Source organism: Lacibacter sp. (assembly GCF_057361365.1).
Genome location: NZ_JBMQSG010000006.1, coordinates 210565 through 224076 on the forward strand (window position 1 = coordinate 210565; position 13512 = coordinate 224076).

General features: G+C 41.1%; 13 protein-coding genes. 7 read left to right on the forward strand and 6 right to left on the reverse strand.

Annotated features, from left to right (window positions below; genetic code table 11):
- Nucleotides 1-47 precede the first annotated feature (47 nt).
- From hisC to ACO1QW_RS04255, 4 genes are all read left to right on the forward strand, one after another.
- A complete protein-coding gene (hisC, locus tag ACO1QW_RS04240) occupies nucleotides 48-1100 on the forward strand; it encodes a histidinol-phosphate transaminase (RefSeq protein ID WP_486255999.1) in 1053 nt (350 codons plus the stop codon).
- Nucleotides 1101-1132: 32 nt separating this feature from the next.
- Entirely contained in the window at nucleotides 1133-1540 is a 408-nt protein-coding gene (locus ACO1QW_RS04245) for a c-type cytochrome (RefSeq protein ID WP_486256001.1), read from the forward strand.
- A gap of 5 nt (nucleotides 1541-1545) precedes the next feature.
- The gene (gene hisB / locus ACO1QW_RS04250) at nucleotides 1546-2688 is read left to right on the forward strand and encodes a bifunctional histidinol-phosphatase/imidazoleglycerol-phosphate dehydratase HisB (protein WP_486256003.1); all 1143 of its coding nucleotides are present in this window, start codon (nucleotides 1546-1548) and stop codon (nucleotides 2686-2688) included.
- Nucleotides 2689-2825: 137 nt separating this feature from the next.
- Entirely contained in the window at nucleotides 2826-3647 is an 822-nt protein-coding gene (locus ACO1QW_RS04255) for a universal stress protein (protein WP_486256005.1), read from the forward strand.
- A gap of 91 nt (nucleotides 3648-3738) precedes the next feature.
- Here ACO1QW_RS04255 and ACO1QW_RS04260 read toward each other — a convergent pair whose 3' ends face one another.
- On the reverse strand, nucleotides 3739-5517 hold the full coding sequence (locus tag ACO1QW_RS04260) for a patatin-like phospholipase family protein (RefSeq protein ID WP_486256007.1): 1779 nt from the start codon (nucleotides 5515-5517) through the stop codon (nucleotides 3739-3741).
- A gap of 227 nt (nucleotides 5518-5744) precedes the next feature.
- On the opposite strand from ACO1QW_RS04260, the gene ACO1QW_RS04265 reads away from it, so the two are divergent.
- Nucleotides 5745-6263 carry a flavodoxin family protein gene (locus ACO1QW_RS04265; protein WP_486256009.1) on the forward strand — a complete coding sequence of 173 codons (519 nt, stop codon included), beginning with the start codon at nucleotides 5745-5747 and terminating at the stop codon, nucleotides 6261-6263.
- Here the strand turns inward: ACO1QW_RS04265 and ACO1QW_RS04270 are convergent.
- From ACO1QW_RS04270 to ACO1QW_RS04290, 5 genes are all read right to left on the reverse strand, one after another.
- Entirely contained in the window at nucleotides 6243-7001 is a 759-nt protein-coding gene (locus ACO1QW_RS04270; protein ID WP_486256011.1) for an alpha/beta fold hydrolase, read from the reverse strand. The two genes, ACO1QW_RS04265 and ACO1QW_RS04270, sit on opposite strands and share 21 nt — an antisense overlap.
- 52 nt (nucleotides 7002-7053) lie before the next feature.
- Nucleotides 7054-7611, reverse strand: coding sequence for a MepB family protein (locus ACO1QW_RS04275; protein WP_486256013.1), 558 nt, complete (start codon nucleotides 7609-7611; stop codon nucleotides 7054-7056).
- Between the two features lie 22 nt (nucleotides 7612-7633).
- Complete coding sequence (locus ACO1QW_RS04280) at nucleotides 7634-8626, reverse strand: peptidyl-alpha-hydroxyglycine alpha-amidating lyase family protein (protein ID WP_486256014.1); 993 nt, start codon at nucleotides 8624-8626, stop codon at nucleotides 7634-7636.
- Nucleotides 8623-9354: a hypothetical protein gene (locus ACO1QW_RS04285; RefSeq protein WP_486256016.1), complete on the reverse strand. Its 732-nt coding sequence runs from the start codon at nucleotides 9352-9354 to the stop codon at nucleotides 8623-8625. The genes ACO1QW_RS04280 and ACO1QW_RS04285 overlap by 4 nt, the downstream gene beginning before the upstream one ends.
- Before the next feature lie 104 nt (nucleotides 9355-9458).
- Nucleotides 9459-10394, reverse strand: coding sequence for a hydrogen peroxide-inducible genes activator (locus ACO1QW_RS04290; protein WP_486256018.1), 936 nt, complete (start codon nucleotides 10392-10394; stop codon nucleotides 9459-9461).
- Nucleotides 10395-10507: 113 nt separating this feature from the next.
- On the opposite strand from ACO1QW_RS04290, the gene katG reads away from it, so the two are divergent.
- Nucleotides 10508-12784 (forward strand): catalase/peroxidase HPI, encoded by a 2277-nt coding sequence (gene katG, locus ACO1QW_RS04295; RefSeq protein WP_486256020.1) that lies wholly within the window; start codon nucleotides 10508-10510, stop codon nucleotides 12782-12784.
- Between the two features lie 277 nt (nucleotides 12785-13061).
- Nucleotides 13062-13373: a YtxH domain-containing protein gene (locus ACO1QW_RS04300; protein WP_486256022.1), complete on the forward strand. Its 312-nt coding sequence runs from the start codon at nucleotides 13062-13064 to the stop codon at nucleotides 13371-13373.
- The last annotated feature ends 139 nt before the right edge of the window (nucleotides 13374-13512 follow it).

The following is a 13512-nucleotide window of genomic DNA, read 5'->3' on the forward strand; positions in this document are numbered from 1 at the left end:
ACGGTTACTGTATTCACCATTCACAATTGACCATTCACAATATTATCATGAGTTTCGATTTAAATAATTTACTCCGCTCCAATATCAAAGCCCTTGTACCCTACTCTTCTGCACGTGATGAATTTCACGGTGAAGCAAAAGTGTATCTTGATGCAAACGAGAACAGCATTGGTTCTCCATTAGTGAAATGGTACAATCGTTATCCCGATCCGCAGCAGCAAAAGATCAAAGAAAAGTTGTCGGCTATCAAAGGAGTTTCGCTAAAACAAATATTCATTGGTAATGGAAGCGATGAATGTATTGATCTTCTTTACCGTGCATTTTGTAATCCCGGTGTTGATAATGTCATCATTTGTCCGCCTACCTATGGCATGTACGAAGTGAGTGCAAACATCAACGATATAGAATTGCGCAAAGCTCCGTTGCTTGATGATTTTCAACTGAATCTTGCACACATGGAAACATTGGTGGATGAGCATACTAAACTCATCTGGATATGTTCGCCTAATAATCCAACCGGCAACAGTATTAATATTGCTGATATTGAAATGGTGCTGAATAATTTTGATGGAATTGTTGTAGTGGATGAAGCATATATCAACTTTTCCCGTCAGCGTTCATTGGTAACATTGCTCGCCGATTATCCAAACCTGGTAGTGATGCAAACACTCAGCAAAGCATGGGGACTTGCTGGCTTGCGTTTAGGTATGGCATTTGCAAGTGAAGAGATCATCAACGTTTATAACAAGATCAAACCACCTTACAACATCAGCGAAGCTGTGCAGGAACTGGTGGTTAAAGCGTTGGACAATGTGGAAGATGTGAACGAGATGATCAAAGAATTAGTGAAAGAACGCAAGCGACTGGAAGTTGAATTACCAAAGCTTGCAGTAGTTGAAAAAGTATATCCCAGCGATGCAAATTTTCTGTTGGTAAAAGTGGTTGATGCAAGGGGCATTTATGAATACCTGCTCGCAAACCAGATCGTTGTACGTGATCGTAGCAAAGTTCTTTTGTGCGAAGGTTCTCTACGCATCACTGTAGGAACCGAAAAAGAAAACGATGAATTACTCAATGCTTTGCAGAATTTTATCGTTTAACGTTAACTTTAAAGCCGAAATAAAAATAGTACATGAAGAAGAGTTTAATTGTTTTAGTGATTGCTGTTACTGCATTTGCATTCCACACGCAGCAGCCTGATCTCAAATCATCGATACAGCGTGGTAAAAAAGTATATGAAACATATTGCCTAAATTGTCATCAACCCGATGGAAAAGGCATGCCCGGCATGAATCCTCCGCTTACAAAAACCAAACAGGTATTGGGCAACAAAACCCAACTCATTAATATTATCCTGCTTGGACTCGATGAAGAAACAGTTGTGAATGGACAAACCTACTTCAATCCAATGCCTTCGCAACCACATTTGAAGGACCAGGAAATTGCGGACGTATTAACTTATGTGCGTAATAGTTTCGGCAATAAGGCAAGTATTGTTACACCCGCAGAAGTAAAAGTGGCCAGAGCAAAAATCAAATAAGTAACATGAAGCGAGTTCTATTTATCGACAGAGACGGTACACTTATTAATGAAGCGCCTCCTACATATCAGCTCGACTCATTTGATAAGCTTTCGTTTTATCCTGATGTGTTCTTTTACCTACGCAAGATTGCAACAGAGTTAGATTACGAATTGGTAATGCCAACTAACCAGGATGGAATGGGTACCGATAGTTTTCCTGAAGATACTTTTTGGCCAGTACACAGTTTCGTCGTAAAAAGTTTGGCGAATGAAGGTATTGTGTTTAATGATGTACTTATTGACAGAACTTTTCCGCATGAAAATGCGCCCACCCGCAAGCCAGGCACTGGTATGTTTACTAAATACCTCAACAACAAGGATTATGATCTGGCAAATTCATTTGTCATTGGCGATCGCATCACCGATGTGCAATTGGCAAAGAACCTGGGCTGCAAAGCTATCTGGATGAATAATGATGCTAATCTAGGCGCCGCTGAAATACAGGATAAGGTAGTAGAGCTGCGCCAGTCAACCATTGCATTAGAAACACCCAACTGGAAAGATATTTATGAATTTTTGAAACTTGGTTTGCGTACGGTTACACATGAACGTAATACCAACGAAACAAAGATTAGTGTTGAATTGAATGTTGATGGCAGCGGTAAAGCCAACATTCATACAGGTCTTGGTTTTTTTGATCACATGCTCGACCAGATTGCACGTCATGGCAAAATGGATCTCAATATTACCACCAGTGGCGATCTTCATATCGATGAGCATCATACGATTGAAGATACTGGTCTTGCATTGGGTGAAGCATTTGGAAAAGCGCTTGCTGATAAGCGTGGTATGGAACGTTATGGCTTTGCATTACCCATGGATGAAGCAGATGCAAAAGTGCTCATCGATTTTGGTGGCCGTAACTGGATTGTTTGGAATGCAACCTTTAAACGTGAAAAGATCGGTGAAATGCCAACAGAGATGTTCTTCCATTTCTTTAAATCGTTTAGCGATGCTGCAAAATGCAATCTTAATATTGAATGCCACGGCGATAACGAGCATCATAAAATTGAAGCGATCTTCAAAGCATTTGCTAAAGCTATCCGTATGGCGGTAAAGCGTGATCCGCTGAGTAATTATTTACCCTCAACAAAAGGTGTACTATAAAAACGCCGCATCAGCTTGAAATGCAGGGCTGGCAAGCCCATCAGCTACGACGATGACGTTCGGTTCAATAGCGGCTGATACCTGTCATTGGCAAAACGGGAATTGCGAAATACATTTATGATATAAAATCATGGTGTATGAAAACGATTCTTGTCCCCGTTGATTTCTCATCCACTTCGCTTAACGCAGCATCCTATGCATTGCAATATGCAAAACAGGTTGGTGGTAAACTTATCCTGATTCATGCCTATAAGCAACCTTTGCTTTATCCGCTCTATCAAGGCGTTGAAGTATCACCTGAAGGCATGCGTGAGATCAAGAAGAAAGAACTGGAGTTATTAGGCAGCCAACTTTCGGAACTGGCACCGTTGATAAAAGTAGAACACATGATGTTCGATGGCGACCTTGTTGATGTCATCACTTCACTCACCGATGCCATGCAGGCTGCATTTATAGTAATGGGTATTACCGGTGCAGGGCGATTAAAAGAAAAATACATTGGAAGCAATACACTTGCTGTCGCTAAAAGTTGTAAAGTTCCTGTGTTGATCGTTCCTGAAAATGCTGTGTTCACACGAATAAATGATATTGGATTGACCACCGATTTCAGGGATGTGGTGAACACAATACCTGACAGCATTGTAAGTGATCTTATAAAATCAACCGGTGCAAGATTACATGTATTGAATGTTGATTTTAAGAACAGGCAATGGACTAATGATACGCCCTTTCAAAGTGGCCTGGTAGAATCAATGTTTCAGCAATACCATCCACAATATCATTTCATCGACAAAGAAGATATGGTGGAAGGACTAAATGAGTATACAAATAAATTCAGCATTGAAATATTGCTTGTGGTTCCACAAAAACACAACCTCATCGAAAGAATCTTTTCAGGCAGTCATACAAAAGAATTAATATTTCACAGCGACGTGCCTGTAATGGTAATGCATGAATAAATTCTAAACAGTAAAATATGGAATAAGGAAAGGTAAATCTGGCGGGTTTTGTTTTACAAGACCCGCTTTCTAATTTCTATAGCAGATCATTTCATTTCCAGAACTGCATCTCCTGCGCTGTTTCTTCCAGCTTTTGTTTTGTTTGAGTGTATCCCTTTTCAACCAATTGTTCCCAACTGTTCCAATCTAAAAATTTAAATTTCTTCAGATCGAGTTCAAGAAACACCGATACGTTTGGTTTACTGCTCTGCTGCCTGTGCCTGCTGTTAATGGTAATACTGTTTACTAAAATGGATGAAATACCCGGCAATTGAAAGTTGGTGGTGTTTTTTAATTTGCTCCAGAATAATTCCCACGATGATGGCACTTCCTGCAGATCGATCATTGCTGTTTCTTCTGCCGACAATGAAACAGCAATAATATGTCGCACGGGCTTTTTGTGCATCGCTTCAACAGGAAGGTTATCAATTACACCGCCATCAATATGCAGATGTTTATTGATGATTACTGGCGGAAACACGCCCGGTATTGCCATACTTGCTGCCACCTGCAATTGCGTTAAACCTTTGTCGTGAACCTTTAATGTTGCGTTTGAAAAATTAGTTGACACGCAATAGGTGCTTACCCACAGATCTTCCAGATGCGATTCACCAAACATGGTATGTAAAAACTTACGGATTTTTTTACCAGACATCAGTGAAACGATAGGCAGCGTGAGATCATTTGAAGTGAGTTTGCTATCGGCCGCCAGCCTGCACATAGCCGCAGCTTTTTCAAAATCGAAGTCGAGATAAGATAAACCTGCACCATACACAGCACCTGCGCTGGTGCCACCAATAAAATCAAATTCAACCCCACTTTCAATTAATGCTTTTGCAACACCTATGTGGGCAAAACCTCTTGCTCCTCCGCCACCCAGCACCAACCCTATTCCCTGGTGAGTAACTATGCGGCAAAACCTGCGTGTATCAGCTCCGTGGTTTTTTCGCATATGTAAATGCAAATTCACAGAGCGACTATTAAACCAACGTCTTGTATTAGACGGAAAAGCTGCCTGTTGTTCATGAAGTAATAACAGGTAGATCTTTTTATTCATCACATTGTCTGAATACAAATGCAAAACCTTTTCTATTTCGTACAAATCATTATCTGCATTAAAATCGGTTGCAACAATTACAAGGTCGCAATACGCAATGCACTGTCGTGCCCATTCAGAATTTTCAACATCGCATACAAGAAAATTCAGTCCCGTTTGATTCTCCATTGCATCAAACGTGAGGTGATGATCGTTACCTGAATGAAAAGTATGATCATAAATGCTGATGCCAAATCCCATTCTCTTCAACTCCTGTTCAATAGATGCTGTGTAAGCACTTACATCATTTACCGGTTGCAGATTGACAACAGCAATATTTTTTGGCGCTGCATCCATTTTTGTTTGATGGCTGTTGCGACGCATCCGCTCAATAATAAACTTCGTGATCGTATTAGCAAATGCAGGAAACTGTTGCACCAACGTTTTATAATCATCATCTTCCAGCTGAAGAATAAGTGAACGGCGCAAGGCAACTACCGACGCACTATGTGGCTCACGGGTAAACAATGAAAATTCACCAATCGGTTCGCCCGAAGAAATGTCGCCCAGGATTAAAATTCCATTTTCCGTATTTTGTATTGCACGAAAACGACCTGATAAAACAATATAAAAAGAATGTCCTTTTTCGTTTTGCTGAAACAGGTATTGCCCCGCTTCAAACTCACGTATCCTGGTGACGTTTAAAATGTAGTCGAGCTGATCATCATTCATTTCTCCAAACAAACGTAACAACGATTGATGGCAAATCGATTTGATTCCCGGTGATTGAGTCATAGACAACATAGATATCGTTAACAATGTGATGGTAGTTCTTTCAACGGCACGGAGAAACGTGAATCGGGCAGAAAAGATAACTAAAATTTATTTTACATTTCCGTATTACACTCCTTCAAAATGAAACTTAGCCCAAACTCGTGAACAGCTATCACCGTTAGCATTGATGGCAGTCATTGGCCGGGATCATTTATCAGTTTACATTGCTGTACTTAAATACAAATGGTATGAAAGTCCTTATAGTGTATGATTCACTGTTTGGCAATACAGAGATCATTGCAAAAAAAATTGCAGAAGGATTTGCTGAACAGCAAACACGCATCATGTCTGTGAAAGAATTTTCGATAGCAGATCTTGAGGCTGTTGATTTACTCGTGGCGGGTTCTCCTACACACGCCGGCAGGCCATCGGAAGGAATAAAAAGCTTTTTCAACCTGCTACCTTCGGGCTCATTAAAAAATGTAAATGTTGCAGCTTTTGATACCGGCATTCCGCAAGCCGGGCAAAAAACATTCCTTCGCTTTGTCATTAAGTTTTTGGGCTATGCTGCAAAACACATTGCTAATGCACTGGCGAAAAAAGGCGCAACGATTCTTACTGCCGACACATTTTTTGTGCTCGATAAAGAAGGCCCGTTGAAAGAAGGAGAAACAGAACGGGCAAAGCAATGGGCTGCACAACTTGCAACATTAACGATGAAAAACAAAACAGACATTACAGGAAAATCAGTTCCCCAGTTTCAATAATAGGTCAACCAGTGCATTTACTGCCGACCATTGCGGGTTATGATCGGCTTCCATTTGCAGAACAGGCCAGCTTTTTTTCTTTGCACGTTCGGCCTGCGGCGCAAAATCATCGGTTGAAGCATCAGCTCCTTTTGCCACGGTAAGTATATAAGTCGTTGGCAAATTCAAACGTTTCGTATTAGTTAACGAAATCGTATCAGTAAATGTTTTTAATGGATGTGGTACATCTTTCGGCGGTGCCTGGTCGGATTTCACCCAGGCAGGAATTAAATAACCATTGCTTGCCATCTTCATCACCCAATCGGCACGTGCACCTTGCATACTCACAACACTTTCGCCATGCTCCGGTACAAATGCATCGAGGTAAATTAATTTGCTGATACGTTCCGGCACACGATCGGCCACACCGGTTATCACCATACCTCCATAACTATGCCCGATCAATATCACATTGTGCAAATCTTCAAAGAGAATCATATTCACCACATCGTTGATATGCGTATTTAATCCTACTTCAAGTGACGCAAGATGCACACGTTCGCCTTGACCTGTTAATGAAGGACGATAAACGACAGCATCTCTTTCCGTCATTAATGAATCTGCTTTCTTAAATGCCCAGCTGCCACCCCATGCTCCATGAACAATAACGTAAACAGGTTTGGCTTTTGATTGCGCAAACAGTAACTGTTGTACACTAATCAACATGAAAAGAATAAATAAAAACCGATATTGTTTCATGATTTGATATTTTGATTTATTTGCGACTCAATAAAAGTAAGCCGTCATAAAATTAATTGATGTTTGATGCAGGTATGTTTAGGCCTAGTAATTTCTTTACCAGCTCTAAATCGATCTCATGAGCATTATCAGTACGGATGAAATAATTTGTTTGCCATAGTTGGGTTTTTTCTGCCTGTTTACTTGTTGGTTTGTCCCACGGTGGATAAATACGGATACCGCACTTTCCTTTTTTACCTCTTCCCGTAATAATTCCTTTTTCCGCCAGCGCCTTTTTCGGAAATATAAATTGCCCAAAATTTTCGTTGTTCCTGCAAAAAATGATGAGGAAAGAAAAATCTTCCTGCTCATGAAATGGTTGCGTTAAACCATGCGTATCCCGCTTCCAGATGGTTACAAACTGTCCGTCTTTTGTTGGCGTAATTTTAGAAACTCTGAACCTGATTTCGCTACCATTAAGTTTGAAACGACAGGCACCGTATTCATAGCTTTCCTTTTCCGCTGTTGGCTCAGTTAACTCAAACCCACATTTATCATACAACAAACTTTTAGCAATATAAAAGTCATTGTGTATTGATGATGTTTTGGGCAAGCTGCTGTCTGTAATCAATGTGAATATTTATTAGGTAAGTTTACTTCTTTTTAAACTTCAATAGCTTTGCATTCCTGATATCACCGACATAAATGTTGCCCGGTTTATCAACAGCAAGATCATGAAACCAGGATGCCGTTCGTTTATTTTTACCCGTACTGCCAAATTGAAAACTGGCATTCCCTGATGAATCGTATAGAAAAACTTTTGAGCCCTTGTTACCAATATCGGTAGTAATGACGTAATCAAAATCAATAGCGTAAATCTGTTGAGAACTATCAATGGCAACAGAAGGAAGTTGTGGTACTGAATCTTTGTTCTTTAACACCCGTAGAAAAATTCCATTCTTATCAAACACCTGTATGCGGTTGTTCTGCCTGTCGGCTACATACACGTTTTCATTTTTATCAAGTGTAATACCATGAGGAATATCAAACTCACCTTCATCGCTCCCGGGCTTGCCCCACTGAAACAAATATTTTCCTTCAGCCGAAAATTTTACCACCCTGCTGTTGCCGTAACCATCACTTACATAAAAAGAACCATCATCGGCAACAGCAACATCGGTTGGTAAATTAAAATGTAATGAATCATCTCCTTCGGTTTTGGCAATGCCCAGTTTCATCAATAACCGCCCATCGTGACTAAACTTAAATACCTGTTGCAGCCCCACATCAGTTAACCAGATATTATTTTTTTTATCAACCGTTAACCCATGCGGCATAATAAACAAGCTATCTCCCCATTCATTGATGATGGTTCCTGTTTCTCCATCGATTTCCAGTATCGTATTCTTATCAATAAAGGTTTCAGGAAAAGCTGTTGTCCATTTTCTGCCGGCCCGGTGAAAAACAAAAACATGTTGCTTACTATCAACACCCACACCTGTTGGCTGACCAAATGCATAACCTGCAGGTAACTGGGGCCATGCTTCATCCAGCGTATAATGTATTGGCTGATCAGTATTGTCAGTGTTTGCATTACCACATGCATACACAAAAATCAATGCAACCAGTACAAGAATTCTTATCATCCCTTGATCATTGTTTTTAAAAACTGCTGCACCGCAGCTGATCTGCCGATCGGTTCAAGAAATAAGATAAAGATGTTTACAGCTAAGGCAAGATAAGTAGCAGGATGTTTCAGCTTACCATATTTCCATGCTGCAATAAGCAACATGCCAACAATAATGGCCTGCGTAACATACAAAGAAGACATAATATCAACGTTGGGCCATTTCTTTATATTCATGCCGATGTGCACATTCTGTACTCCCCTGCCAAGTGCCGGCATCATAATTAAAAATACCGTGGTTATAAGCCACCATGCATGTTGTTCTATTTGCTTGCGGTGAATAATACTTTTAATGATAGCAAAACCAAAGGCAGTCATCATCACTATTTCCACGGCCGCTACGCCGAAAAAGAACCATGGCTCAAAAGGCCCAAATCGTGAAGGATCTTGTGCATATTTTTCTGTTGTTGCAATATCTCTGTGCATCATACCTAAAGCTGTTAAGCAAACACCACCGGCGATAAACATACCGATGATACCATTTGTACGATGAAGATTTAGTTTACCATGCGTGGCCCAGTAAGGCTGAAAAATAAGATAGAGATACCAAACCGTGCCCGTCCAGTAATGAACATGCACAGCCCATGCATTGTCAGTAAAATCGCCCCAATAATCTCTGAAAATACCAAGTTGCATAAAAATCATGGGTACGATCATCCACTTGTGTAAATTCTTATAACGCTGCATGGGAAGAAGTTTTGGTTGGTAAGCAAAAGATAGTCTCTTCTCCCGAAACCAGCAAATGAGCATGACCGGCATTTATCCACGCTTGAAAATGATGCAGCGATACATCAATAATTTATTTCCACTACTTTCTTGTTGTGCAGCTTTTGCATTTGTACAGGTACGATACTTAATATTTCTTCCTGTATTGTTTTAATGAGTTTAGTTTTGATATGATCCCGGTGAGTAACAAGACTTATTTCACGTGCAGGACTTGGCCGCTTCAATTGCTTCACCAGTTTTAATTGTGATTTGCCAAACTCCATTACCGCTAATTCAGGAAGGATGGTAATGCCATCACTTTTATCCACCATGCGCTTCAGTGTTTCAATATTTCCTGTTTCGTATTTGAAATTAAAATCGCTGCTTTTACGTAGCTCGCATAAATTCAGTATCTGAGAACGAAAGCAATGACCTTCTTCGAGCAACCACATCTGGTTTGGATCAAGCTCACTCGCCAACACATATTTTTTATCGCTCAGCGCATTTTTAGCTGACACATACACAAACAGTTCTTCATAAAAAAGCACATACTCTTTTATAGCAGCATCTTTTAACGGTGTAACTACAATGCAACAATCGAGACGATTATTTTTTAATTCAAAAATCACATCTTCCGTAATTGATTCTTTAATCACAAGATGGAGATTAGGATATTTTTCCCGCACCGATTTATAAAGGGAAGGCAGCAAGTACGGTGCAAGTGTTGGAATAATACCAATACGCAACTCACCCGACAATGTATCCTTCTGATCGTTGATGAGTTGTTTGATCATATTCGCTTCACGTAGCGTAACACGTGCCTGCGCAATAATGCCGGCACCCACTTCAGTTGGAATAACGGGTTGCTTGGTACGGTCAAATATCTTCACCCCCAATTCTTCTTCCAGCTTTTGTATCTGCATACTCAGCGTGGGTTGGGTAACAAAACATTTTTCCGCTGCCACTGCAAAATGCCGGTGCGTATCCAGCGCAACAATATATTCGAGCTGTATTAAGGTCATAGACAAAAACTATATGATCATAAAAATAATCAATTTGACTTATTAACAACACTCCTGTAGTTTTGAGGCCCAAACGGATAAAATCATCATTGTCTTATATCAATCGTTACATTATGAACAATAACACATCGCAAGCAAAATGTCCATTTCAAGGTGGCGCATTAAAGCAAACAGCAGGCGGCGGCACAAGAAACCGTGACTGGTGGCCAAACCAGTTAAAGCTGAATGTTCTTCGCCAGTACTCTCCCCTTTCAAATCCAATGGGTGAGTCATTTAACTATGCAGCAGAATTTAACAGCCTCGATCTTGCTGCCGTTAAAAAAGATATTTTTGAACTGATGACCACCTCGCAAGATTGGTGGCCCGCAGATTATGGTCATTATGGTCCGTTTTTCATCCGTATGGCATGGCATAGCGCAGGTACCTATCGTATCAGTGATGGTCGTGGTGGTGGCGGTGCAGGTCAGCAGCGTTTTGCACCACTCAACAGCTGGCCCGATAATGCCAATCTCGATAAAGCACGTTTGTTGCTTTGGCCGGTGAAAAAGAAATACGGTAAAAAACTTTCATGGGCCGATCTCATGATTCTTGCGGGCAATTGTGCGCTTGAATCAATGGGCTTTAAAACATTTGGTTTTGCCGGCGGTCGTGAAGATGTGTGGGAAGCTGCTGAAGATGTGTATTGGGGAAGTGAAAAAACTTGGCTGGGTGGCGATATCCGTTATGCAAAAGGATCGCCGGGTGTGGTGGAAGATCATGCGGTGCTTTCAGCCGATGATGATGCAGATGGACAGATCCATTCACGAAACCTGGAAAATCCATTAGGTGCCGTGCAAATGGGATTGATCTATGTAAACCCGGAAGGACCAGATGGCAATCCTGATCCGCTAGCTGCAGCAATTGACATTCGTGAAACGTTTGGCCGCATGGCAATGAATGATGAAGAAACTGTAGCGTTGATTGCAGGTGGTCACAGCTTCGGCAAAACACATGGGGCGGCAACAACCGATCATGTTGGAGCAGAACCTGAAGGTGCAAGTATTGAGCAGTTAGGTCTCGGCTGGAGTAACAGTTATGGTTCAGGAAAAGGTGCCGATACTATCACGAGTGGTTTGGAAGGTGCCTGGACAACTACTCCTGCAAAATGGAGCCACGACTTTTTCAAACATCTCTTTACATATGAATGGGAATTAACAAAAAGTCCGGCAGGTGCACAACAATGGAAACCCAAAGGTGATGTTGATGCTACCGTTCCTGATGCACATGATGCAACAAAACGTCATGCACCATTTATGCTCACAACTGATCTTGCATTAAAAGTTGATCCGGCATACGAAAAAATTTCCCGTCACTTCTTTGAAAATCCCTCCGCATTTGAAGATGCATTTGCAAGAGCATGGTTTAAACTCACTCATCGTGACATGGGACCAAAAGCCCGCTATCTCGGACCAGAAGTGCCTGCAGCAGAATTGATCTGGCAGGATCCTGTTCCTGCCGTTAATCACGAATTGATTAACGAAGATGATATTGCGGCATTGAAATCGAAAATCCTTTCATCTGGATTAACCATTTCACAATTGGTATCAACAGCATGGGCATCTGCTTCCACATTCCGTGGCAGCGATAAACGTGGTGGCGCCAACGGTGCACGCATTCGTCTTGCTCCGCAAAAAGATTGGGCCGTAAATAATCCTGCGCAGTTGAGTAAAGTGTTAGCGGCATTAGAAGCAATTCAAAAAGAATTCAACAATGCACAAACAGGAAATAAAAAAGTTTCATTAGCCGACCTGATTGTATTAGGAGGTTGTGTAGCTGTTGTGGAAGCAGCAAAAAAAGCAGGTTTCACCGTGAAAGTTCCTTTCACTCCCGGCCGCACCGATGCAACACAGGAGCAAACAGATGTTGAGTCATTTGCGGTACTTGAACCCGCTGCTGATGGTTTCCGGAACTATTATAATATGAAACGTGCAGCTGCAACACAGGAAGAAATGCTGGTTGATAAAGCACAACTCTTAACATTAACAGCACCTGAATTAACGGTTCTGCTTGGTGGTATGCGTGTGCTCGACACCAATTATGATAATTCGAAACATGGTGTGTTTACAAATACAGCAGGTATGCTAACCAATGATTTCTTTGCCAACCTCATTGATTTTGGCACTACCTGGAAAGCAGCCGATCCTGTACAACAAGGTTTCTTTGGAACCGATCGTGCAACAGGCGATTTAAAATGGACCGCTACACGTGCCGATCTCATCTTTGGCAGCAATTCAGAATTGCGTGCGTTGGCCGAAGTGTATGCTTCAGAAGATGCAAAAGAGAAATTTGTAACCGATTTTGTAGCTGCATGGAGCAAAGTGATGAACCTCGATCGTTTTGATTTGTCGTAATCGTAAATAGGCATAAGAATCAATTAGTACGCCGGCCTGCTCACAGGCCGGCTTTTTTATGCGTTGCTGGATGCATCAACCACAAAAATGGGGCAGTTACACCACACTCCATCAAATTTCACAGCAATGTTTCGTTGCAACAGCGCCTTACTGGTATGGCATAACATTTGGATTTAGTTAGATGTAGCTATAATACTGGGTCGCATCTATGCAAAAGCAATTATCGACTTTTTCATTTTTAACTACACACTATTATAAACATTTAAACTAATCAGTTATGAAATCACAGAATTTAGTTGCCGGCTTTTTAGTAGGCGCTGCAGCAGGTGCGGTATTAGGAATTTTATTTGCGCCCGACAGAGGTTCAGAAACAAGAAAAGCAATTTCAAAACGCAGCGGCGATTTAATGAATGGAATTAATGATCAATTGAGCAAGTTCAAAGGAAGTATTGGTGATAAATATCGTAGTGTAAAAGATGATGTGGTGAACAAATACGAAGAAGTGAAAGATGATTCAGCCGAATTGCTGAATGAAGGAAAGGAAAAGCTTGCTACAATGAAAGGCAATGCAAAGCAACAATATTCTTAAGCAACGGCCAGGAAATATTATTGGTAGCCCGGTGCTCTCAAATGATGGCACCGGGATTTTTTTTTCATCCGGGCACATACTACCGCCAGCTGCTGATAACCTGTATGGCATGCATGTTGCAAGATTATTTATGCTAACA